Origin of the sequence: Acinetobacter sp. TG2027 (genome assembly GCF_000302435.1) — a bacterium.
GTDB lineage: Bacteria > Pseudomonadota > Gammaproteobacteria > Pseudomonadales > Moraxellaceae > Acinetobacter > Acinetobacter pittii.
In genome coordinates, this window is record NZ_AMJN01000053.1 from 120,246 (window position 1) to 143,073 (window position 22,828).

Annotated in this window: 23 protein-coding genes; 9 read left to right on the top strand and 14 right to left on the bottom strand. The window is 36.2% G+C overall.

Annotated elements, in window-relative coordinates; all coding sequences use genetic code 11:
• Window positions 1-215: 215 nt before the first annotated feature.
• Entirely contained in the window at window positions 216-1,145 is a 930-nt protein-coding gene (locus B806_RS0114675; RefSeq protein ID WP_017403193.1) for a DMT family transporter, read from the bottom strand.
• Window positions 1,146-1,239: 94 nt separating this feature from the next.
• Here B806_RS0114675 and B806_RS0114680 point away from each other — a divergent pair, with 94 nt between their 5' ends.
• Window positions 1,240-2,091 carry a LysR family transcriptional regulator gene (locus B806_RS0114680; RefSeq protein WP_017386786.1) on the top strand — a complete coding sequence of 284 codons (852 nt, stop codon included), beginning with the start codon at window positions 1,240-1,242 and terminating at the stop codon, window positions 2,089-2,091.
• Window positions 2,092-2,153: 62 nt separating this feature from the next.
• Here B806_RS0114680 and B806_RS0114685 read toward each other — a convergent pair whose 3' ends face one another.
• The 7 genes from B806_RS0114685 to B806_RS0114715 form a co-directional block, all read right to left on the bottom strand.
• Window positions 2,154-2,780, bottom strand: coding sequence for a sterol desaturase family protein (locus tag B806_RS0114685; RefSeq protein ID WP_017386787.1), 627 nt, complete (start codon window positions 2,778-2,780; stop codon window positions 2,154-2,156).
• A 103-nt stretch (window positions 2,781-2,883) separates the two neighbouring features.
• Entirely contained in the window at window positions 2,884-3,882 is a 999-nt protein-coding gene (locus B806_RS0114690) for an AraC family transcriptional regulator (protein ID WP_017386788.1), read from the bottom strand.
• Window positions 3,883-3,963: 81 nt separating this feature from the next.
• Window positions 3,964-4,143: a hypothetical protein gene (locus B806_RS19950; RefSeq protein WP_017386789.1), complete on the bottom strand. Its 180-nt coding sequence runs from the start codon at window positions 4,141-4,143 to the stop codon at window positions 3,964-3,966.
• Between the two features lie 557 nt (window positions 4,144-4,700).
• Window positions 4,701-5,720 (bottom strand): fimbrial protein, encoded by a 1,020-nt coding sequence (locus B806_RS0114700; protein WP_017386790.1) that lies wholly within the window; start codon window positions 5,718-5,720, stop codon window positions 4,701-4,703.
• Window positions 5,717-8,173, bottom strand: a complete 2,457-nt coding sequence (locus B806_RS0114705; protein WP_080752675.1) for a fimbria/pilus outer membrane usher protein — start codon at window positions 8,171-8,173, stop codon at window positions 5,717-5,719. The genes B806_RS0114700 and B806_RS0114705 overlap by 4 nt, the downstream gene beginning before the upstream one ends.
• Before the next feature lie 139 nt (window positions 8,174-8,312).
• Window positions 8,313-9,056: a fimbria/pilus periplasmic chaperone gene (locus B806_RS0114710; protein ID WP_017403195.1), complete on the bottom strand. Its 744-nt coding sequence runs from the start codon at window positions 9,054-9,056 to the stop codon at window positions 8,313-8,315.
• A gap of 73 nt (window positions 9,057-9,129) precedes the next feature.
• Window positions 9,130-9,702 (bottom strand): fimbrial protein, encoded by a 573-nt coding sequence (locus tag B806_RS0114715; protein WP_005076339.1) that lies wholly within the window; start codon window positions 9,700-9,702, stop codon window positions 9,130-9,132.
• Window positions 9,703-10,111: 409 nt separating this feature from the next.
• Between B806_RS0114715 and B806_RS0114720 the strand changes: the two genes are divergently transcribed.
• Both B806_RS0114720 and B806_RS0114725 read left to right on the top strand, forming a co-directional pair.
• Window positions 10,112-10,462 carry a hypothetical protein gene (locus B806_RS0114720; RefSeq protein WP_017386793.1) on the top strand — a complete coding sequence of 117 codons (351 nt, stop codon included), beginning with the start codon at window positions 10,112-10,114 and terminating at the stop codon, window positions 10,460-10,462.
• Between the two features lie 63 nt (window positions 10,463-10,525).
• Entirely contained in the window at window positions 10,526-10,738 is a 213-nt protein-coding gene (locus B806_RS0114725) for a hypothetical protein (RefSeq protein WP_002121471.1), read from the top strand.
• 48 nt (window positions 10,739-10,786) lie between these two features.
• On the opposite strand, the gene bioB is transcribed toward B806_RS0114725, so the two are convergent.
• Together bioB and queG are read right to left on the bottom strand one after the other, a co-directional pair.
• Complete coding sequence (gene bioB / locus B806_RS0114730; RefSeq protein WP_005069622.1) at window positions 10,787-11,776, bottom strand: biotin synthase BioB; 990 nt, start codon at window positions 11,774-11,776, stop codon at window positions 10,787-10,789.
• A gap of 87 nt (window positions 11,777-11,863) precedes the next feature.
• Complete coding sequence (queG, locus tag B806_RS0114735) at window positions 11,864-12,964, bottom strand: tRNA epoxyqueuosine(34) reductase QueG (protein ID WP_005076330.1); 1,101 nt, start codon at window positions 12,962-12,964, stop codon at window positions 11,864-11,866.
• A gap of 26 nt (window positions 12,965-12,990) precedes the next feature.
• Here queG and B806_RS0114740 point away from each other — a divergent pair, with 26 nt between their 5' ends.
• Window positions 12,991-14,451: a bifunctional ADP-dependent NAD(P)H-hydrate dehydratase/NAD(P)H-hydrate epimerase gene (locus tag B806_RS0114740; RefSeq protein ID WP_017386795.1), complete on the top strand. Its 1,461-nt coding sequence runs from the start codon at window positions 12,991-12,993 to the stop codon at window positions 14,449-14,451.
• 3 nt (window positions 14,452-14,454) lie between these two features.
• On the opposite strand, the gene ruvC is transcribed toward B806_RS0114740, so the two are convergent.
• Entirely contained in the window at window positions 14,455-15,000 is a 546-nt protein-coding gene (gene ruvC / locus B806_RS0114745; protein ID WP_002121356.1) for a crossover junction endodeoxyribonuclease RuvC, read from the bottom strand.
• A 197-nt stretch (window positions 15,001-15,197) separates the two neighbouring features.
• On the opposite strand from ruvC, the gene B806_RS0114750 reads away from it, so the two are divergent.
• Both B806_RS0114750 and B806_RS0114755 read left to right on the top strand, forming a co-directional pair.
• Window positions 15,198-15,791: an XRE family transcriptional regulator gene (locus B806_RS0114750; RefSeq protein WP_017386796.1), complete on the top strand. Its 594-nt coding sequence runs from the start codon at window positions 15,198-15,200 to the stop codon at window positions 15,789-15,791.
• Window positions 15,788-16,333, top strand: coding sequence for a GNAT family N-acetyltransferase (locus tag B806_RS0114755; RefSeq protein ID WP_017386797.1), 546 nt, complete (start codon window positions 15,788-15,790; stop codon window positions 16,331-16,333). Before B806_RS0114750 ends, B806_RS0114755 begins: the two co-directional genes overlap by 4 nt.
• A gap of 75 nt (window positions 16,334-16,408) precedes the next feature.
• Here the strand turns inward: B806_RS0114755 and B806_RS0114760 are convergent, their stop codons facing one another.
• A complete protein-coding gene (locus B806_RS0114760) occupies window positions 16,409-17,230 on the bottom strand; it encodes an OXA-213 family carbapenem-hydrolyzing class D beta-lactamase OXA-421 (protein ID WP_017386798.1) in 822 nt (273 codons plus the stop codon).
• A 411-nt stretch (window positions 17,231-17,641) separates the two neighbouring features.
• Between B806_RS0114760 and B806_RS0114765 the strand changes: the two genes are divergently transcribed.
• Entirely contained in the window at window positions 17,642-18,208 is a 567-nt protein-coding gene (locus B806_RS0114765) for an FxsA family protein (protein WP_017403196.1), read from the top strand.
• 67 nt (window positions 18,209-18,275) lie between these two features.
• On the opposite strand, the gene B806_RS0114770 is transcribed toward B806_RS0114765, so the two are convergent.
• Window positions 18,276-18,467 carry a hypothetical protein gene (locus B806_RS0114770; protein ID WP_017386800.1) on the bottom strand — a complete coding sequence of 64 codons (192 nt, stop codon included), beginning with the start codon at window positions 18,465-18,467 and terminating at the stop codon, window positions 18,276-18,278.
• Window positions 18,468-18,727: 260 nt separating this feature from the next.
• On the opposite strand from B806_RS0114770, the gene B806_RS19955 reads away from it, so the two are divergent.
• Window positions 18,728-18,976, top strand: a complete 249-nt coding sequence (locus B806_RS19955; RefSeq protein WP_002121448.1) for a hypothetical protein — start codon at window positions 18,728-18,730, stop codon at window positions 18,974-18,976.
• 128 nt (window positions 18,977-19,104) lie between these two features.
• On the opposite strand, the gene metK is transcribed toward B806_RS19955, so the two are convergent.
• A complete protein-coding gene (metK, locus tag B806_RS0114780) occupies window positions 19,105-20,271 on the bottom strand; it encodes a methionine adenosyltransferase (protein ID WP_005069601.1) in 1,167 nt (388 codons plus the stop codon).
• A gap of 536 nt (window positions 20,272-20,807) precedes the next feature.
• Here metK and tkt point away from each other — a divergent pair.
• Window positions 20,808-22,796 (top strand): transketolase, encoded by a 1,989-nt coding sequence (tkt, locus tag B806_RS0114785; protein ID WP_005076314.1) that lies wholly within the window; start codon window positions 20,808-20,810, stop codon window positions 22,794-22,796.
• Window positions 22,797-22,828 lie beyond the last annotated feature (32 nt).

A 22,828-nucleotide genomic window follows, 5' to 3' on the forward strand; every position in this document is an offset into this window, starting at 1 on the left:
TTTAAAACTATATATGGCAATCTTTTATTAAGTTTTAAAGAAACATACAGTATTTGTTACAACGGAATAATTAAGATGAGCTTTTGTATAAACCATCACAAATGTAAAAAATTTTTGAAAATATAAGAATTTAAAGAAATTATTGAGGAATAATTTTTATATTTGAAAATGCTGCTACATATTAAGGATAAATTTTTAATGTAGCAGCATATTTCTTATTTTGTACAATGTTTTGCCATAAGTGGGGTGCTTTTAATTTTAAAAAATCCTCCGCTACTCATTACACCAAGCATTACTAAAACTGTTCCTACTAACTGCCAGATATTGAGGGCTTGTCCAGTAAGTAGAGCAATTATCATACTGAACACTGGCACAAAGTTAAAAAAGACAGAAGCACGACCAGCACCTAACTTTTGTATGCCATTAAACCAGAATAGATAAGCAATCATGGTAGAGCAGATAACAACATATCCCATGGCTAAATGTGCATTTAAAGGTGCAGATGCAATTGCTGTAAGAGGATCTTCAAATATCACACTCAATAGACCAAGTGTTATTGCCCCGACCAGCATAGAAAAAGTTGTTGTTTCTAAGGGAGTAGCATTTTTTACATAACGGCGAGACAGTACATTTGCAAGACAAAATCCAAATGCACCCAATAATATAAATAGATCTCCAATGTCTATTTTGAGGTGCAGCAAAGTCGTTATATGTCCCTGACTAATCACCAGTAACACGCCACTTAAGCCAAATAAAACGCCTAAGAATTTATTAGTAGTAAGTTTTTCACCATCTAAAAGGATTGTCATTAATAGAGTCATTAATGGCGTAGTTGCCATAATTAAAGCACCGTTAACAGCTGAGGTGGTTTGAAGTCCATAAAAACAGCCAATGTTAAATCCCGCAATTCCGATAATACCAATAATCAGATAGATAGCTAGATTCTGTCTTAAGGCTGCCCATCTAAGCTGGCCTGTTATTGAAAAGATTAAGAGTAAGCCTAGACTTGCAATAAAAAAACGTTCAGACGCACCAGATAACGGGGGCATATGTTGAATAATATAAGACATTGCATTAAATGCTGATCCCCAAAAAAACATCGTTAAGACAACACCAGCATAGGCATAAGCCACCGTTCTGTTCATGGACAGGCTCCCATTAAGAAAGGTTTTATTCTCGACAAATCTATAAAGGTGTACAATTCCATATTAATACACTGCTAATGTGAAAATTTGCACAATGATTGATTGGGAAAATTTGCATTACTTTTCAGTTTTTACAGAAGAAAAGTCACTTTCTGCTGCTGCCAGAAAATTGGGAGTAGATCATGCAACTGTATCTAGAAGAATTGCCCAGCTAGAACAAAATTTAAAACTTAAATTAGTTGATCGTAGGCCACGGACATACATTCTGACTCCTGACGGAGAACGTCTTGCACAAGTAGTTGCTCGTATGATGGAAGAAACTTTTTCTATTGAACGTTTAACTCAAGCAGGTCAGCAAGAAGTAATGGGAAGTGTCTCTATTAGTATGCCTCCCTTAACTGCTGCACATCTCATCATGCCTCATTTGGGTAAATTTTATCGCCATTATCCGCAATTAAAATTACGGGTGCTCGGTGATGTTCATTATGTTTCTTTACAGCATAGTGAGGCCGATATTGCGGTACGATTTGGACGTCCTAAGGATGAAAATTTAGTTGCTCGAAAAGTAGGTGAAATACCTTTTGGAATATATGCAGGTCCAAATTATTTAGCTTCAACAGATCCTGAAAATTATGATTGGATTAGTGTAGAAGTGGGGGGAGTGCATGGTCAAAAACAGCAAAAGTTAAAAGAAAGGTTAAATCATAAAGAACCGATAATGGTTACCAATAATCCCGAGTTACAGTGGAGAGCTGCATGTGGAGAAATTGGTTTAGCGGTCTTACCAGATTTTTTAGGAGCTATTAGCAATTTGGTCAGATTACAAGATGATTATCCGATGAGTGCTGAAATATGGTTAGTCACACACGAAGATTTACGGCATATCCCTGCAATACGACTAGTAATGGACTTTCTTATGTCTTGTTTTGAGCCATTTAAAGTCTAAGCTATTAACTGCATTCATTTAAAAAGCTGCTGGAGTCCGCAGCTTTTATATTGAGATAAATTTTAAGCCAGACTGATTTCTATTCCTCTACGTAAATTAGATTGGTCCTGATCGGAGTTTAAATCAATTTTGGCATACGATTTGGCAAGTATGCGTCGAGCAGCAAAATTAATTGGTTTTTCTATCAACTTAGGTAATTTGATACCTAAGGGGTTACTTTCGGTTTGAGATACTTCGGTTTTGATCCTAGTTCCCATAATATAGTCAAACCATGGTTTGGTAACGCACCAATTAGCATTTTGATTGCTTGTCATATGATGATCATAGTGCCAAGGGATGCGTTTCTTAGCATATTCAGGGTCTAAATGGGCTTTTGAATGTACACGCCAATAATTCCATAAGCCATAATAAAGCCCAGCTGTAAAAAAGGGCGCTACTGGTAAGAATACTGTTGCAACACCAGCTAAACTAATTAATGCTGTTTTTTCATTATAAATTTCTGCATTTTTGAACATTGATTCTGCATAACCTTCATCATGAAAATTATTTAAGCGAGCACGTTTATGATGAGCAATATGAGTAAAAAAAGGGCTGTTACGATACTTGGTTGGATATTCGTGTAACCAAACTTTATGGAAGTACCATTCAAGGCCATTTGCAACAAAAATACCGACAGGAAACCCGAGCATACTAATTACTTCTCATGAATCATAATTTAAATGCATTGTAAAATAAGAAAGTTTTATCGCTTTGACTCCATAGGCAGTCCAGGAACTGCCTATAAAATCAATTTTATTGCTTTTGTTTGCGTTGGCGATATGCGCTTGGAGTTTCACCAGTCCAACGTTTAAAAGCTCGTGTAAATGCAGAGGGTTCAGAAAAGCCAGTTAAATAAACAATTTGATCAAGAGTTTCTTTGGTGTTTGCAAGTAAACGTCGTGCAAGCTTCTCTCGATGCTGGTTTAAAATTTTCTCGTAATTAGTATTAATTGCTTGTAAATCAGCTCGAAGGGTACGTGGGTTACGATTTAATTGTTCAGCAATAAATTTTTGATCGAATTGACCAGATTCAAGTAAACCATTGCTGAGCAAGCGCTCAATCGCATAAACAAGTTGATGCTTTTCTAAGTTTGATAGTTGCTGTTCAGCAATTGTTTCATGAATTTTTAATAATTCAGGTTCAGCCGCTGGTGATGCTTTATTCAATAATGTACTAGGAAAAATTATAGCGCCTTGTTTTTGGTTTAAAATTACCGAGCATTTCCAAGCTTCTTGATAATTATTAGCTGAAGCACCTTGTTGATAAGGTAATGTAATTTGGCTAGGTCTAAACTCGTTATTTGTAATATATTTAAAAAAATTAAGAAAAATACCGATACCACATTCAAGATAATGTCTTACAGGGTGTTCAAAACCTACTAATAACGCGATATCTTTTTCAACAATTAAAGAAAGATTAAATACATCGGTTAACAGGTCCTGATATCTTAAAGCACGTTGTAAACCTTCACCGAAAGTAGAACTACTTAAAAATAAATATTCAATAACTAAACCTCTGAAAGCAGGCATTTGACTACCTACATGCAAACCAATATCAGGATCTTCACTTATTTCTTCTGCCGCTGTCCAAAATCGATGTTGAGTAGAATTGTCTCTACGAATATTTTTATCGGGCGGTTGATTGGGTAAATTTACACTTGCAAAAATAGATGCTGCATCTAATCCCATTTGCTGCATAGTTTGATAAGTCATCCATAAAAAAATTCCAGCATCGGAAGAATTTTTTGACATATTTTTTATAAATATCTAGAAAGTTGTACAATGCATTCAATCATGAATTTATTGTTAATACGATATTCTTACCTATAAATTTCATTGATCAGAAAAAAAGCCTGCATCTTCACGTGCCTGTTTTAAAGCTAAAATAAAAGATATAAGTAAAAGTAGCCCTATGAGGAAAAGAAAAAGATCAATTTTACTGATCGCGTAACCTATACTTGTAGCTCCTAGACCTAGTAAAACAATACATAATATTTTCCAAAAAATGAGCATGTTACGTCTGATAAAAGCCTAAGAATATTGTTTGTAATTGAAGGGGATTTCTAAATTTATTTATGTTTTTTTTATTATAGATTATGTAATTCTTTATAATTTAATAAAATTCGTTTTTTATTAAGCTTTTGAAAAATAAATAAATTATTTTTAGGTCATATAAATCAATTTCTTTCATTTTTTCTTAAAATTAAGTTTTTATTAATTAATAGAATGATAATTCTTTAGAAACACTATAAAATAGGAATGTAAAAAATAAATTTAATTTTTTAATTAATATAAAACAATAGTTTACTGTGGTTATTTAAATTTTTGTTAAAAAAAAGACTTGATTTTTAAGCTAAATTTTGGAATTATAGTTATGCAAATTGTGATCTATTTCCCACAATTTGTATTTCAGGTTAAGTGGTTATCACTAATGCTCATTTGCTATTTTTGCTTATGAGCATTTTTTTATGTGACTTTTTAATATAACTACAAAATTTTTGAAGCGTTAAATTTTAAGATTATTTAGCTGAGCTAAGCTTAATTATTTTTAATAAATTTTTAGAGATAAATTAATCATATTGAATAGTTACAGTTGCTGTTGCCGTAACCTCACCCGCGCTTACATTAGCCGCTGTTTGATAGTAACGAGCAGTTAAGGGGATATCGTACTCTATAGTCTGATTAGAGCTGACTGTGCCTACATTTTGTTTTATTGTTTTTTGAATTGGGGTAGTGGCACCATTCATATTCCATAATAGTTCTACACCCACACCATTGGCTTTGGTTAAGTTTGCTGCACTATTATTAATGACCTGATTATTTTTGGGATCAGAATTATAGTCAAAACTTAAGCTGATGGTGTTACTTGTTGCTATACCCGAGTTATTTTCACCGCCGTTACATAAAATCGATAGATTAAAACTCTGCTCACCTTGTGTTGAACCAATCGCTTTAAAACCTGACTTTGTAACAGTCGGGAGTTGAATAGGTATATCTACACCATTTTGAATTTCACACGATGAAGACGCGATCAGAATAGGAGCATTACTTAATACTGTAGTAGTTAAAAATGGTCGGTTTTGTTGACCTGATACATAATAGGTGCTGTAACGTCCTGCCACTAATGCTCCAGAACCTGTGGTCATGGATGTTTTAATAACTTCCATAACAAAATATCCCGGTGAAAGGGTATATGCAGTATTTGGGGTTAAAGTACGTCTATATGGATAATACCCAGAAAAATCTGAAGCATCTGCTGCTTCACGATAAAGACGAATACCAATACCGGGAATATTGGTTGCATATACATTATTACCTATTGGGCTAACTGGATAATTTAAGGGGAGAGCCGCAATAATTTGATCACTAGCACGACTACATGTTGCAGTGGAATTATTGGGAGAAATCGTAAAAGTATTCCTTTGTAAGATAGTCCCTATAGGGTCAGTCGGTTTTACGACGATTTTACCAATGTTCATCGGGATATCGACGGTGGTAAATCCCTTACTTAAATTACAATTTGCATTTGTATGGCTATAAGCAAATAGACTCATTGTCAAAAATCCAAATTTTTTTAAAATCTTATTCATTTACAGACTGCCTTTGTCATAATAATTGATTGATTGTTGTGCTTTATTTGATCCGTGATATCGTATTCAAGTTCGCATTTTTCAGTATTCCTTTCTCCCCATTTCACATATAAACGGTCATGGGTTAAGGGAGTTCGTAAATAAATACGGCTGCCTTGCGCAACAATACCTATCACTTCGTTATTTTGGTTATATACCTGTGCGGCAAAAGGTAAATGTGAGCCATCTAAAGTGGTTGGGCTGATAAAAAGTGCGTAACCTTTTTTTGTTGTGAATTGAACTTTAGTGATTGAGCCTGCATAGGGAGCAATACGTAAGCTACTTTCAGCTAGCTCAACCTGTGTGGACATGTTTTGCGGATCAAGGCTAATGTCATTCATATGGTAAGGCGTAACATAGGGGATAACCGCATATCCCTTTTTGTTTATGCTGAGGCCTGGTGTATTACCGACTTGTGCTCCTGTTGCATCTGGGGCATAAACTAAAACCATTGTTTGAGCTTGATCTGGACCAAACAGAATTCCTTGGGAGTGAGCAACGATACTGCCACTCAAGTTAAGCATTTCTTGTTGATATGAGTCAGCGTAACTAAATGAAGCACCTAATGTTGTGTAGTTTGTCTTATAGTTACCATTGATATTGAGATTCGTTTGCCCATGGTTTTGACTGGAAATTGATGCGCCGTAATTCAACCGGTTTCCTGTAAAACCGCTAAAACTCAGAATTTGGCTATCTTCACTTATAAGACTATTAAAATTTAAAGAGCTTTTCTTAAAATCTAAGGGAAAGGATAGAGAAATGAGGTATTGAGTATCTTGGTTAGCTCGCCCACCAGCTTCAATAGTTTCACTATTAATTGCAGAGAAACTATAAGTTAAATCTTTAAATTGGTTGCTATAACCTAATTGGAATTGCTTATTAGTAGTAGGCTGGTTCCAATAGTTTGTCCACGAACCTACTAAATAGAAATTTCCCCTTTGGTTTGGAAGAGCTTGATTTAAATTAATCTGAAATTCACTTTTTTGCTTACCTACCGAAAAACTATCAATGTTTTGCTCTTGTAAGTCCCGAATCAAAATTGCATCACGTAGTTTGAGATAGTTTTGTGTTGAATAACGATAAGTTGCTAGTGTTAAGTTAGTATGCGTTGGAGAAAATAACTTATTGTAACTTAGACGATAACTTTGCCCTGTCATTTTAGGTTGATAAGAAAAATTGGCATTTGAATGTGTTGCATCAAAAGAAATAGCGCCAATAGGCGTTGAAAAAGCTGTACCTAACAATACAGAGAAATACTGCTGCGTTCCTTGAATTGCGCTATAAGTTGTAAGGTAATTATTGATTCCACGTTGATATTTACCCTGTATTAGCCATGGGGTTAAATTAATGTTTGGGTCTCGAAATTGTCCTAAGGTGAATGAATATCGGCTCATTTGAGGACGTAGCATTTCAATGACAGAAGTATATGGAATAGAATATCTTTGAACTTCTCCATTAGATTCAAGTACCGAAACTTGTAACTCACCTCCAAATCCTGTGGGATAGAGATCATTAATTTCAAAGTTTCCTGGTGGGACTGTGGTTTGGTAAATTAAATTACCTTGTTGTCTAACTTCGACTTTTGCATTGGTTTTGGTATAACCTCGAACTCTTGGAGCATAACCGAGCCTACTATTTGGAAGCATTCTGTCATCACTTGAAATATTCATTCCACGATAGGGTAGAGAGTCAATAAAATCGCTATTAGTAAAATAATCTCCTAAAGTCACAACACCGTGAATATCGGGAAACGCTTTTTGTATATATGTATTTGTCGAGGTATAAGAAGAATTATTAGATTGAGAATTAGATTGGCTTTGCCATTTCCATTGTCCATTATGGCGAAACTGCCAACTTGCTAAATTTGCTCCAAGATTGGTTCCCATAAAAGCATAACTATTTTCATGTTGTTCATTGACTATTCGATATGCTGTGGCGTTATAGCTTAAAAAAGCTGCATTAATACCGCGATCCCACAAATGCGGATCGATGTAACCTTGCGCATTTTTTTCTAAGACGACTTGCGGGAGCGAAATATCAATTCTTAAACGGGAACTATCAAATACATAAAAAGCACTATCTATCCATGAAGCGAGAGCTTTACATGAAAGAGACGAAGTAGAGTCATGTTGACTTAGAACATTAGCTTTTACGCCATATTCAAGTAACGTGGCTTCTGTAAAACATGTTTCAGCATTTGCGTTAGGAGCTGAGGCAGTAAATCGCATACGCCGTTTACCCAGCCATTGACCATTAATATAAACATCTAAGCTATATTCACCAGGCAAGATCGGGTTTCCGTATTTGAAGCGAGCTATATCAATTTTTTGTGCATTACCTACTAAGAAATTGCTATCAAATTCAGCCTTTGTAAAATGTGGAACATCAGTAGTATTTTCAGCATATATAGCCATAGGCATGAATAGCGTAATACTTGAGACGACATACCAAGTAAAGGGGCTTTTTAAACATATATAAGGTATAAACCATTTAGACATAGTTCTAGAGCCTACTCATGATAGGTTTTAAATTTTCTTAAGAAATACAATGAGGTTAGAATTTTATTGGGTGCTCAACTCGTCCACCGTAATCATTGATATACACAAAGCTCATATCTGCTAAGTTTTTATTTTTTAGTTTAATTTTATCCTCTGAATAAGGGGCAATCATTAAGCCTTGTTGCAATAAGTCTGTTTTATGGCTTTCACTTCCTTGAAAAATGGAGGTAATAGTAAGAAAAAAAGGTGTCGGATTTTTTATCATTAGATATTGATCATTTATTTTCCACTCGACTTTGTCACTTAGTTGATCAATATTTTCTTTTAGATCTATAGGGCGGTAAAAAAATTTAATTCGCGAACGAACAGCGAGTTGCAAAAAATTGTTAGAGGTTGTTGTGGTTTGACCTTGTTGAGTTCTCCCTTCAGGTTTAGGAGGAATATCTAAAACATTAAGCCAAAAAATAGATTCTTGTTGTTGGCTTAGTTGAGATGTAGTAGGCAACGCTGTAATTCTTAAAGTTTGCCCCTTAGTTGCTTCTACTCTTGAAATTGGTGGAGTAATAATGAAAGGTACATTTGTTTCATCTGGTGTTGACTTTGCATTTCCATCATCGATCCATGCTTGAACAAGAGACGGGGCCGTGCCGTTGTTACTCAGTTGTAATGTGATCTCACGGGCATTTGAAGGATAAATGACACGAGTACCATGTAAAACAATCTCAGCATGACCTGTAGTAGTGAGCGCTACTTGCAGACAAACTAATCCCCAAAAAAATTTACGACCACGAAAAAGCATCAGTCATATTCTCAATAACAAATAATAGGAAGGAGATAGCTTCTATTCATGAATAGAAGCTTCAATTTTAAGTTTATTGATAAATGATCGTGTATTTTACTTGCGATGTTACCGTACCAGCAGTAGAAGCACCTGTAGCATAATATTCAGCATAATAGTTAAGATCAGCACTACCGCCTGCTGAAACATTTACCCATTGTGAATTCGTTTGAGTTTCATTTGTGCTTGTAGCAAGTACAGGAATTACAGCGTTATTACTGCCAAGTAATTGAATATTTACATTTGTTGCTGCACCAGAAGTTGCTTGGTTTAATAAACGACCCGTATTAAAGTCAACGGTTGCGCCTGGTTCAAAATAAGTTGCGACTTTACCTGCAGCGGTACAGTTCGTTAAATTAATTTGAAAAGGTGTACGACCAGCTACATCACCAGCATTTTTTAAGGTTTGAGATGAAACAGTAGGCAAATTGATTGTTAAATTTTTATCTCCAGTATCAATAGTACAAGTATTATCCGTGACAAGACCATTAATAGTAATTGTGCCATCTGCTGCTTGTGCATTTGCTATATTTAAGAAAGAAACTGCCGCCACAAAAATAAATTTTTTCATAAAATCCCCAGAATAGCTTTTTAAAATAAAATCCATTACTTTTCAGTAAGTTTATTCTGATTAAGTAAGGCGAAGGAAATATATCACTTTTCAATCAAAAAACAAGAAAAACATTATATTTATATATATTTTGATCAATTGTTTTTATTAATAAAAATTAAAAAAAATTATTTTTTATCATTTGGTAAAATAATTAATTAGTTTTTATTTAAAATAGAATTTAAAAATTAGTAATATCTAAGTAATTGTATTCTATTGAATTAATGAAATTTTAAAATATTTAGATAATATATATCTAATATTTTTTACTAAGCAATTGTTTTTAAATGATAAAATTGTTTTGTGTGTATCTTATAAATATATTTAATTTTTTAAGAATTTTTTAAGGTTCAATTCCTACTGTTTTAGTTGTAATTCAATAAAAGATAATCTGGAGTTCAGTTCCATGAATACTATGAAGTATAGCTATAAACCTAATTACTTTTTCTTTGCTCATAAATTAGTTTTATTTTTAAAGGATTATCTCATCAAGCATCCGACGGAGCAGCAAACAACGTTTAACTTGCAAACGATTTATGACATCTTTAGCCATGATCTTGCTTCAAGTACGACAAACCTTGAAGGCATCTTAAATATTGCAGATGAATATGTCTTTGAAACAGAAGATGGCTTACTTCCATTAATTAGTAAGCATTCAGTCAATCTCAAAAATCATGTGCTTTCTTTAGAATTTACACCTCAAGCCTTGGCAAGTCTGTTATCAGGTCATTCGTTAGTAAATCCTAAAGCAGCTTAGATTTTCTTTTAAGGTAGAGTGAACTCATATAAAATTCATAAAATTTATTTTTAAGAGTTATTTATGAGTAAAGACTTCAAGGCCTTAACTTATATTGCGGATGAAAATGTAGCAGATACAGTGACTTGGCTTTTACACCATCAAGATGTTTTTGATTCTTTTAATTTTGATGTGTTGAGCCAAGAATTCACAGTAACGCATGCGGCAGGAAAGGATATTATTCGAGTCGGAACCTTTCTAAATGCTACTTACGGAATATTAGTAACTTCTATATAAATGAAAAAAGCCCTGAATAATCAGGGCTTTTAAATTTTCTAATTTGAGTTAAGCACTCATTGCATCTACTGATAAATCAGCAACTGTTGGCTTTGGTTTTTCAGCCGTTAAACCTAGTTTATTAAATAAAGCTTGGTCTTTACCTTCACCGGCATTTGGTGTGGTTAGTAGTTTATCACCAGAGAATAATGAGTTTGCACCAGCCATAAATGCTAATGCTTGGTCTGAATCACTTAATGATTCGCGGCCTGCAGAGAGACGGATATAACTATGCGGCATGATAATACGCGCCACAGCAATAGTACGAATCCACTCAATTACATCAAGCTTTTCAACGTCAGCTAAAGGTGTTCCTTCAATAGGAACAAGCATATTGATTGGCACAGATTCAGGGTGAATTGGTAGGGTAGCTAGTTCATGTAATAAACCAATTCGGTCTTCACGACTTTCGCCTAAACCCACAATACCGCCACTACAAACTTTCATACCAGCTTGACGAACATAATCAAGGGTATTTAAACGGTCATCAAAAGTACGAGTACTAATGATGTGAGAATAATACTCACGAGATGTATCTAAATTATGGTTATAGTAATCTAAACCAGCAACTTTTAGGCGTTCTGCTTGAGATTGGTTAAGCATCCCTAAAGTCATACAGGTTTCCATACCTAATGCTTTAACTTCACGTACCATTTCTAAAACATAAGGCATATCGCGCTCATGTGGGTTACGCCAAGCAGCACCCATACAAAAACGCGAAGAACCTGAATCTTTTGCAGCTTTCGCTTCACTAATCACTTTTTCAACAGCAATACGTTTTTCTGCTTCTAGTTTTGATTCGTAATGTGCCGATTGTGAGCAGTATTTGCAATCTTCAGGACATTTACCCGTTTTAATAGATAAAAGGGTACTGACCTGAATTGAATTGGCAGTGAAGTGCTCACGATGTACTTGTTGAGCCTTGAAAACTAAATCCAAAAAAGGTTGTTCATATAAAGCTTGGATTTCTTCACGATTCCAATCATTACGTAGAGTCATTGTCATATCCATGATGATGGCATTAATTCACTATACATAATCATACAGAATTCGTATTAAAGCTATAGGGCAAAAAACATCATTTTTTTAATTTGATAGCTGAAGTTGATTAAGTTGCTGTTCAATTGCCCAATCAATATGCACATTGACGATTTCGTCATGTAAATTTTTGCCATTTTGTAGTTGATCTACAATTTCTTTTGAATAAGGAGCATTTCCTAATCCGATTGCAATATTACGTTTAAATGATTGATAACCTGTCCGGCGGATAGGGCTACCTTCCGTATTGGCTAAAAAAGTGGCTTCATCCCACTGCCAGATATCAAGCAGACTAATATTATCTAACCCATGTCTAGGATTAAAATCAGAAATAGATGCTGTTTTGGCAAAGCTATTCCAAGGACAAATTAACTGGCAGTCATCACAACCAAATATTCGGTTTCCAATACCTGCACGTAATTCTTCAGCAATAATTCCTTTATATTCGATAGTTAAATAGGCAATACAACGTCTTGCATCTAACATATAAGGCTCGACAATTGCTTGCGTCGGGCAAATATCAATACAAGCGCTACAAGAACCACAATGTGCTGTTGCAGGCTCGTCGAAAGGTAGCTCGAGTGATGTAAATAGCTCACCTAATACGAAAAAAGAACCTGACTTTTTATGAATGAGCAAAGTATGTTTACCTGTCCAACCCATTCCAGCACTTTCAGCTAATGATTTTTCAAAAATAGGTGCCGAATCTGCAAAAGGACGAGATTCAAAGTCACCAACTTTTTCACGAATTCGTGTTGCTAGGGTTTTCAATCTACCACGCATGACTTTATGGTAATCACGGCCACGTGCATAGCGGGCGATAATGGCAGAATTAGGCTCTAAAGGTACATATCGTGGTTTTGGCGATTCCACAAGATAATTCATGCGGACACAAATAATACTTTTTGTGCCAGGCACTAATAGTGTTGGATCAGCTCGTTTTTCTAGATTTTCTTCTAAATAAGTCATATCTGCATGATAACCACGTTCAAGATACTCTAAAAAACGTGGCATTTGCTCTTGAGCATCTGGTTTTGCGATGACACAATCAGCAAAACCCAAGTCTAATGCTTGAGCTTTGATCCATGCTTTTAATTCATGTGGATCAATTTGTTGCACTGCAATGCGTGATGTGTCGGAAGATGTCATAAACCAAAATGCAAGAGGATAATAATATGCAGGCGGTAGTTTACCATAGCGATGATATTCGAGCATGGGAGCGGCGCTGGTTTGCTGCGCAAAACTCCTCATTAGGTTTAATGCAGCAAGCGGCTTGGTCAATTGCACAGCAACTTATTGAGCTTTTTAAAGATCGGGCTATTAAGAATATTGCTATTTGGTGCGGACAAGGCAATAACGCAGGTGATGGTTACTTTATAGCAACTTATCTGAAACAAGCTGGATTTCATGTTGAAATCTTTGCAGCTCAATTGGGTGAGTCAACCGATTTACATTGTGCAGCGCAATTTGCTAGAGAAATGAAAGCCCAAATTCATCCAGATTTTGATATTAAAAGAACATTTGATTGTCATATTGATGCTTTATTTGGCATAGGCCTAAATCGTGAATTAAATACTAATTGGCAACAGGCTATTCAACAATTTAATGAACAATCTGGTCTAAAAATTTCAGTTGATATACCTAGCGGATTACAAGCAAATACAGGGCAAGTCTTACCTTGTGCAGTGAGAGCTGATCATACCTTTACTGTTTTAGGTCTTAAAGCAGGATTGTTTACAGGACAAGGAAAAGAATATGCGGGGGAAATTCATTTAATTAATTTAATTCCTATAGACCACGAGTTGAAACCCTTAGCTTATTTGTCACCCACAAACATTAAACTTCCTCAGCGTATGGCATTTGGCCATAAGGGAAGTTATGGGCATGTTTTAGTGGTGGGTGGACATGAGCAAATGGGCGGTGCAGTTATTATGGCTGCTGAAGCTGCCTTTCATGCGGGTGCAGGCAAAGTGACAGTGGTTTGTCATCGCAACCACCATCAGGCCATTTTGTCGCGGGCACCTAATATTATGCTTCGTGATATTAATGCTTTAGATGAAAACAATATTAAAGAGATTCTATCTCAGGTCGATGCAGTCTGCTTTGGAATGGGATTAGGCCGTGACGATTGGGCAAAGCAGATTTACCAACAATGGTTTAATTTGTTAAATCAGAGTATACGCCTAGAAGTTGTTTTAGATGCAGATGCTTTATGGTTTCTGGCTAAACAGCCTGAAAAGTTAAATACACATATTTATGCCACACCTCATCCTGGAGAAGCTGCTACTTTACTTGGTTGCTCTACAGCACAAATTGAAAATGACCGAATTGCTGCAATTTATGCCTTACAACAAAAATATGCAGGCCAGTGGGTACTTAAAGGAGCGGGTAGCTTAATTTTAGAAGATAATTTGTATATTTGTACGCAAGGTAATGCTGGTATGGGAACTGGTGGAATGGGAGATGTGTTAGCAGGAATGATTGCAAGCTTAAAAGCCCAGTTTCACAAAGGTATTGCATTACATGAGATAGTGACTCTGCATGCTCAAGCAGGTGATAAACTTGCAAAACAAGGTATGCGTGGTTTACAGGCCTACCAAATGAATCAAGCCATTACTCAGGTTGTAAATCAATAAATTTTAACGTCTACGACTGCTAGAACGGCTTCGTCCACGTGCCATACCACCTAAGGCATTTAAAACAGACAATTTGCTCATACTTCCCGATGCATGAGCATGGCAGATAGCAGCAGCAAGGGCATCGGCTGCGTCGGATTGAGGTTTAATGGTCAAATTAAGTAATCGCATCACCATCATTTGGACTTGTTCTTTATCGGCAGCGCCATAACCAACCACAGACTGTTTAATTTGACGGGCAGTGTATTCTGCAACTTGTAAATCTAAATTCACTAATGCGGCTATGGCAGCACCACGGGCTTGTCCTAGTTTTAAGGCAGAGTCTGGGTTTTGAGCCATAAAGACTTGCTCAACCGCAGCTTCAGTTGGACCATGAAATTTCACAATTCGCTCAACGCCTGCAAAAATACGTTTTAAGCGTTCTGGCATTTCTTGAGTTTCTGTTCGGATTGTACCGGCATCAACAAAACGCAGTTTACTACCATCTTTTTCAATGATTCCATAACCTGTTAAGCGTGAACCCGGGTCAATACCAATAATCAGTGCCATGTGAAGACTTATATAAATAGTTTAGAGAGTATTGTTACATAGCCAAAAAGGTTCTGCATGCGTAATTTAAAGAATGCTGCGATGAATGGTTATTTTTAGGTTTTTATCGGACTAATTTATATCTTTAAAATAATTTGATGTAATTCTATTTTAGTGGAATACTTATCTATAATTTTGGAATTAAATTTTATCGGTAGATGGAAGATATTAATATCCGCATTGCGCAGCAAGTGCGTGAAATACGTCTAGCGCGTGGATATACCCTAGATGTTCTTGCTAGTCGATGTCAGGTAAGCCGTTCTGCAATTTCACTCATTGAAAGAGGAGAAGCGAGTCCTACAGCTGTTGTCCTTGAAAAGCTGGCAAATGGTTTAGGGGTGCCTTTGACTCAGCTATTTGATAGCCCACAGAATACTCAATCGCCTCAACCTATGGTACGACGTAATCAACAATCACAATGGAAAGATCCAGAAACAGGGTACATTCGCCGTCAAGTTTCCCCTCCAAATTGGAAATCTCCATTTCAAATCGTTGAAATTGAATTTCCTGCTCAGTCTCGAGTTACGTATGAAACAAGTGTAAATTCTAAGGTTGTATTACAGCAGATTTGGGTAATTGAGGGGCAAATCGATATTCAATTGGGTGAAAACTTTTATGCTTTACAAGAGGGTGATTGTTTGGCGATGCAATTAGGTCAACCGATCATATACAGCAATCCTTCTTCTAAAACTGCTCGCTATATTTTAGTTGTATGTAATGAGCTCGTCTCTGTTCTTAAGGAATCTTCATGATTAAAAATTCTAATCCAAATTTACGTTTAATTGATTGTCATGAAGCTACACATGCAAAGGCTATATTAGATATTTTGAATGAAGCAATTATTAATTCTACCGCTTTGTATGACTATTTGCCGCGCTCTGAAGAGTCAATGAAAAGTTGGTTTGCAGTTAAAAGAGAAAATGGTTTTCCTGTCATTGGTATTGTAGATGAGACAAATAAGTTATTAGGTTTTGCAAGCTGGGGAACCTTTAGAGCTTTTCCTGCCTTTAAATATACGGTCGAACATAGTATTTACATTCATCATGAACATCGTGGTGGCGGATTAAGCAAAATTTTAATGCATGAATTGATTAAGCGTGCTCAAGAGGCAGATTTGCATGTATTGATAGGCTGTATCGATGCAACCAATCAAGCAAGTATTGGTTTACATGAAAAAATGGGCTTTATCCATGCAGGTACTTTTAAGCAAGTCGGTTTTAAGTTTGGCCAGTGGCTGGATGCTGCTTTCTATCAGTTAAATTTAAATACACCGCAGCAGCCAGTTGATGGATAAATAATAAAGCTTTCAAATTTTAAGCAAATAGCCCAGTTCATGATGATGAAATTAAATTGGGCTATAGGGTCTAAATTATAAAATACCTAATTGTTCTAATCCTTTATAAGCAATTTCTTTTCGAATAGAACTAGGTATTCCTTTTTTCATTTCTAAATTAAGTGCGAACGCTACAATTTCTCCTTGTGGTTGAACCACCCAGCCTGTAAACCAACCAACTTGTGGTTCAACATCCCATCCCCAACCACTTTTAGCATAAATTTTTCGTCCATTTTTTTCTTCTATGAACAACATAGATTGAACTTGTTCTTGCACATTTTTGCTAAAGGGAAGAGTTTTGTGGGCTAGTTCATAAGCAAACTGGGCTTCTTGTTGAGGTGTAATTTTAAGTGGGCCAACAAGCCAAAAATTATCTATTTTTGAACCAATATCAGCATTACCGAAATCAATACGCTTTACCTCTTTAGACATAAGATCAAGGCCAATTCGTCGAGCTAGTTCCTGATAAACTGGAATAGCAGAAGCTTTCATAGCATCGCCTAATGTCATGTCTTTTTCCCAATCGGGAAATAAACGCTTTTGCCCATCCCATTTAAATACTTCAGTTGGTGTTGCTTTATGATGCTCAAGGCCGATCAAAGCATTTAACATTTTAAAGGTAGAGGCGGGAACATATTCGGTTGATGCTCTTTTAAGATCATTACCATAGACTTCCTCTGTTTGGCCACGTTTTATAATTAAAACACCTGTAGTTTGTGCTTGATCAAACAATGATTGAATTTTCTCTGAGTTTTTATTGGTAGAAATTGACTGTATTTGATGTTGTTCTACGGTATTAAAAGAACACGCCGATAAAAACATCGTACCAATGGCAAAGAAAAGAGTTTTTTTAGTCATGAGTCTATGTAACTTTAAAAGAGTTATTCTTTAATTTAACTTGAATAGAGGTACTTTTAGATAGAGAAAATGTAAGTTATTTAGGAAACTCTATACCCATAGCTACTTTTTAAATTTCATAAAAAACTATACAAACAAAGAAATACGTCCAAATTTTCTAAGAACCTAAGTTTTTGTTGTACTAAAAACTGCTTTTTTGAGGGCTTTCCGTTTAACTAGAGTAAAAAAAATTAAAATCTGATTAAAGTTGCACTTGATAAACTTGATACAGCACTCATTAATAATAAAGCATATTTGTTTTTATCGAGTAAAAATCAAATGTACTCTAGTATTGCAGACTCTGGCTGTTTCGATAGGGTTGGGGCAAATAAACTGCAATGAATTTTCTTTTTGAGATAGATAAAGTTTTACATGAATTTACTTCTTATTGTAGTTCTGGGCGCGATTGTTGAAATTGCTGTATGGATTGGCGTAGCACAGTTCATCAGTGGATGGTATGTATTCTTTTGGTTCATTCTTGCTTTCTTTATTGGTTTAGGACTTATTCGCAGAAGTACTGCTGGTATTATGCCTCAATTACAGCAAATGCAGATGACTGGCCAACTCGGCAATGATCCGGCAGTAACTAAAAAACTTGCTTATGCTTTTGCAGGTTTCTTATTAATGTTGCCAGGTCTTGTTTCTGATGTTTTAGCGGTTTTAATTTTGATCCCTGGTGTTCAAACTGCTTTCCGTAATATAGCGATGAGAACTCTCGCAAAACGCCAACAAGCTATGATGGAAAAAATGATGGGTGGTATGGGCGGTAATATGGGGGGGCAAAACCCATTTGCTGTTCTAATGCGCCAAATGCAAGATATGCAGAATCAACAAGGTGGTGGTAGTCAAGGTCAATACCGTGATTCAAGCATTATTGACGGAGAAGCGCGAGAAGTCACTCCAGATCACAAGAAAATTGAACATAAAAATAAGGATTAATAAGATACCTTATCTAAAGGCCTAAACCTCCAAAGTTTAGGCCTTTTTTATTTTAAGAAGATATAAATTATTTAGTTAGAGATTCAGTCACAATAGAATCTGTTTGAGCCAATTCAGTTGGGCTTTCTTGTGGTTTTGCTTGAGGTTGATATTTGTTTGAAGCTAAGGCTGTTTGCTTATTTTCAGATTGTTGATAACCTCGGCTTCGATTGGCTCGTTCGCGAAAGCCACCTTTATTAATGAGCTTTGTATGTGACATGCATTTGCCTAAAATGTGAGATTATTCGCTTATTTTAACAAATTTGGCAAAATATCAAAATAAGAAAAATAGTCCTATAAAAATAATATTTAACTTATATGTTTGTTTTTAATTAATATTTTTTTAATTGACTCAATTGTTCATCCAGATTGAATTATCTATTCATTTCACATAGGATAAATATAAAGGATGTATAAATTAAAAAATGCAGCAAACCTATTAAAACAACAACGGTTGAAATGAGGGAAGGAGGGTTACCTATGCTATATCAATACCATTGTGCGTGTTGCGACAAAGTTGTGGCATCGACTGATAAATCATGTCCATATTGTGGTTCACAACATATTCGAAGCCCGTATGGCTTATGGATGTTTTGTGTGATGGCTTGTCTAGCTGTTGTCGTTGTATTTAAAGTTGTCCATATTTATATCCAGAATCATCAAGATACTCCAACGCAGTCAACTTTACTGGATGTATTAAATCAGGATGATAAAACGACAAGACAATAGATTTTGATTACAGCTACAAATGATATGGCGTCAAGGATGATTGCTAGAAGATTAAACCCTACATACCATAAAATTTGAACTATAAATAAAAAAGCCCGCTCAATGGCGGGCTTTTTTACGATTTTATTTTAGAGGCCAGCAGCATCTTTAAGGGCATCAACTTTATCAGTTTTTTCCCAAGTAAATGCAGAATCTGAACCTTCGCGACCAAAATGACCATAAGCCGCGGTTTGTTTGTACATTGGTTGAAGAAGATCCAACATACGAGTAATACCAAACGGTCTTAAATCGAAATGATCACGTACAAGTTGAATAATCAACTCATCAGAAACTTTTGCTGTACCAAAGGTATTAATTGAAATCGAAGTAGGTTCTGCTACACCAATTGCGTAACTCACTTGAATTTCACATTTGTCAGCAAGACCAGCAGCTACGATATTTTTTGCAACATAACGACCAGCATAAGCAGCAGAACGGTCAACTTTAGATGGATCTTTACCAGAGAAAGCACCACCGCCGTGACGAGCCATACCGCCGTATGTATCAACAATAATTTTACGACCCGTTAAACCACAGTCACCTACAGGGCCGCCAATAACGAACATACCTGTTGGGTTAATGTGGAACTTAGTAGCTGCATGGAACATTTCAGCAGGGATGATCGGTTTGATAATTTCTTCAATAACTGCTTCTTTAAGCTGGCTTTGAGAAATTTCAGGATCGTGCTGAGTAGATAAAACAACAGCATCTAGACGTACAGGCTTGCCATTTTCATAGGCAAAAGTAACTTGGCTTTTTGCATCTGGGCGTAACCATGGAAGGGCACCTGAACGACGAAGTTCAGCTTGACGCTCCATTAAGCGGTGAGCATAAGAAATCGGCGCAGGCATAAGCACGTCTGTTTCACGGCTTGCATAACCGAACATTAGGCCTTGGTCACCAGCACCTTGATCTTCTGGTTTTTGACGGTCTACACCTTGAGCAATTTCAGGAGATTGTTTACCAATCATATTGATTACAGCACACGTTGATCCATCAAAGCCAAGATCAGAGTGGTGATAACCAATACCGTTAACAGTATTACGAACAACAGCTTCAACATCAATATTAGCAGTCGTTGTTACTTCACCAGCAAGTACAACAGCGCCTGTTTTTACCAGTGTTTCACAAGCAACACGTGCGTATGGGTCTTCTTTTAAGATTGCATCCAAAATAGCGTCGCTAATTTGGTCGGCCATTTTATCGGGATGACCTTCGCTTACAGATTCCGAGGTAAAAACAGCGTACTCGCGCATGAAAGTCCTATCTTGGTTATTTCAAAAGACATAATATGTTACATCGACTTGAGCTTGAGGACCAGTTCATACTGACTAAAAAGCATGAATTTATTTCATTTATAGTGTGTTTTAATTGATAAGTGTATTAGTAAAATTGATATAGAGAGTTATAATTTAAAGTATTTATATTTTAACAACTTGTTGCTCGTGTGTTTTTTAGACATATAAACCAATAAAAAGATTTTATCTAAAAATTTGGACTTTAAAGAAAACTAATACGATCAGCTTATGCAAGATGAGGGGAATATTTTAACTATATATCAAAAACTAACAGGGGAAATACTTTGAAATTTGAGCAGTCTGTAGAGAAATAAGCATTGTTTTATATAACTTAAAGATTCAAATGTTTTTTGTGTAACCAAGAAATGGTTAAAAATAAAGAAATATACCGTGTTGGGGTTTACCCTCAGCCTTTTTTTTAAGACAATATAGCGGCATTGAATGGTTATTCATCTTCTTCTTTTCATCAATCTATTAAAATTGGATTCTGATCTATGACGACCCCTTTAAACGAACGTCGTATTGCAAATGCAATTCGTGTATTGGCAATGGATGCTGTGCAACAAGCAAACTCAGGGCATCCAGGTGCTCCAATGGGGATGGCAGATATTGCTGACGTCGTCTGGCGTGAGTTTTTAAATCACAACCCAACAAATCCACAATGGGCAAACCGTGACCGTTTTGTTTTATCAAATGGCCATGGCTCAATGTTGCAATACGCTTTGCTTCATTTAACAGGTTATGATCTTTCAATTGAAGATTTAAAACAGTTCCGTCAATTGCATTCTAGAACTCCTGGTCATCCTGAATATGGCTATGCACCGGGTGTAGAGACGACAACTGGTCCTTTAGGTCAAGGTATTGCTAATGCTGTTGGTTTTGCTTTAGCAGAAAAAACATTGGCTGCTCAATTTAATAAAGATGATTTAAAAGTTGTTGACCATTTCACTTACTGTTTCTTAGGTGATGGCTGTTTAATGGAAGGTATTTCTCACGAAGTATGTTCTTTAGCTGGCACATTACAACTTGGTAAATTGATTGCTTATTATGATGATAATGGCATTTCAATTGATGGTGAAGTAGAAGGGTGGTTCAGCGACGATACAGAAGAGCGTTTCAAAGCCTATGGTTGGCAAGTTCTTCGTGTAGATGGTCATGATGCTGATGCGATTCGTCAAGCGACAATCGAAGCAAAAGCTGAAACTCAGAAACCAACAATCATTATGTGTAAAACGATTATTGGTTTAGGTTCACCAAATAAGCAGGGTAAAGAAGACTGTCATGGTGCGCCATTAGGTAAAGATGAAATTACTTTAACTCGTGAAGCATTAGGCTGGAACGAAGAAGCATTTGTTATTCCTGCTGATGTATATGCTGCATGGGATGCAAAAGCAAAAGGTAGTGAATCTGAAGCAGCTTGGAATGCGGTATTTGCACAATATCAAGCAAAATATCCAACTGAAGCGGCTGAGTTACTTCGTCGTATCAGTGGTGACTTACCAGCAGAATTTGCAGCGCAAGCAGATGCTTTTATTCGTGAAACAAATGCGAAAGGCGAGACAATTGCAACTCGTAAAGCAAGCCAAAATACATTACAAGCATTTGGTCCTTTATTACCTGAATTGTTAGGTGGTTCTGCTGATTTAGCAGGTTCTAACTTAACACTTTGGAAAGGTTGCCAAGGTGTTCAAGAAAACCCAGCTGGTAACTATGTCTACTATGGCGTACGTGAATTCGGTATGACTGCGATCGCTAATGGCGTTGCATTGCATGGTGGTTTCGTTCCTTACGTTGCAACATTCTTAATGTTTATGGAATATGCACGTAATGCAGTACGTATGTCTGCATTAATGAAACAACGTGTAATTCATGTTTATACACATGACTCAATCGGTCTGGGTGAAGATGGTCCAACTCACCAACCGATTGAACAAATTGCCTCATTACGTGGTACACCTAACTTAAATACATGGCGCCCTGCGGATACTGTAGAAACTGCAATTGCTTGGAAATCTGCTTTAGAACGCAAAGATGGCCCTACAGCACTTATTTTCTCTCGTCAAAACTTGCCGTTCCAAACACGTTCTGAAGAGCAAATTCAAAACGCTGCAAAAGGCGGTTATGTACTTGCTCAAGAAAAAGGCGAATTAAAAGCGATTATTATTGCAACTGGTTCAGAAATTTCTTTAGCAATGGAAGCTTATGCACAACTTGAAGGTGTGCGTGTAGTTTCTATGCCATGTGCAGAAGAATTTATGAAGCAAGATGCCGCATACCGTGAAGCAGTATTGCCAGCTCATATCCGTGCGCGTGTTGCTGTTGAAGCGGCTCATGTTGACTATTGGTGGAAGTTCGTTGGACTTGATGGCAAAGTAATTGGTATGACAACTTATGGTGAGTCAGCACCAGCAAAAGATTTGTTCCAATTCTTTGGTATTACGACTGAAGCTGTTGTTGCAGCTGTAAAAGAATTAACTGCTTAAATATTAAAGTAGTGTAAAAAAGCGCTCTAGAT